This window comes from Kitasatospora putterlickiae (genome assembly GCF_039527695.1).
Taxonomy (GTDB): Bacteria; Actinomycetota; Actinomycetes; order Streptomycetales; family Streptomycetaceae; genus Kitasatospora; species Kitasatospora putterlickiae.
The window spans coordinates 16,786-17,699 of record NZ_BAAAKJ010000427.1; the positions used below are offsets into that span (position 1 = coordinate 16,786).

Sequence of the window (914 nt, forward strand, 5' to 3'; positions counted from 1 at the left end):
CGGCGCCCGCACGGGGGGACGGGCGCCGGCGGCGGTGCCGCCACCCTGGTCTACGGGCGGCGGAGCCGGAACGGTTCACTCCGTTCCGCTTACGGGGACCGTCAGCCGGCCCAGGCCATGCCCTGCGCCTCCAGGATCGGCCGCAGGGCGCGAACGGCGTAGAAGTTGCGGGACTTGACCGTGCCGACCGGCACCCCCAGCACCCTGGCCACCTCGGCCATCGACCGGCCCTTCATGTGCAACTCGACCAGCACGTCCCGGTGGTGGGGCTGGAGCCCGGCCATCGCCGCCGCCATGTCCCGGGCCACGAGCACCTCGTCGTACGGGTCGTGGCTGCCTGCGTGGTCCTCCGGCGCCTCGTCGGCGACCTCCTGGGCGCGGGCGGTCTGCATCCGGTAGTGGTCGATGGCGATCCGGCGCGCCACCGTGAACAGCCACGGCCGGCTGTGCTCCGGGCCCCGGTGCATCGCCGCCGGGTTCTGCCAGGCCCGCAACAGGGTCTCCTGGACGATGTCCTCGGCCTTGCCGCGGTCGCCACTGGTCACCCGGAGCATCGCGCGCAGCAGGTAGCCGCCGTGCAGGCGGTAGAGCTCGGCGAGGACGTCCTGGTCCAGGGTGGGCCGGGGGGCCGCCGGGGCGGGCACCCCCGGCTCCCCGGTGGTGGTCACGGCGTTGGCGGTAGCGTCGATGGCCACGGCTGTTGAGCCCCTTACGACATTCGTCATTCGTCGGCACGCCGCACGGGCGGTACCTGGTTCGATCGCTGTCTCGGTGCACCGGGGCGTGCCACGGCGATCGGGCCGCTCCCCGGACGGTGTCACGCTGACAGCCCCCGCCAACGGCGGGCCAACGCGGGCACGACGGGGCACGGCAGGGCGCGTTGGGGCGACGTTGGGCCCGCGTTGGCGGCCCCC

At 74.6% G+C, this 914-nt stretch carries 1 protein-coding gene; it reads right to left on the minus strand.

Translation table 11 applies throughout. The annotated features are described in order from the left end of the window. Nucleotides 1-101: 101 nt before the first annotated feature. Nucleotides 102-695, minus strand: coding sequence for a sigma-70 family RNA polymerase sigma factor (locus tag ABD308_RS35415; RefSeq protein ID WP_344344143.1), 594 nt, complete (start codon nucleotides 693-695; stop codon nucleotides 102-104). Nucleotides 696-914 lie beyond the last annotated feature (219 nt).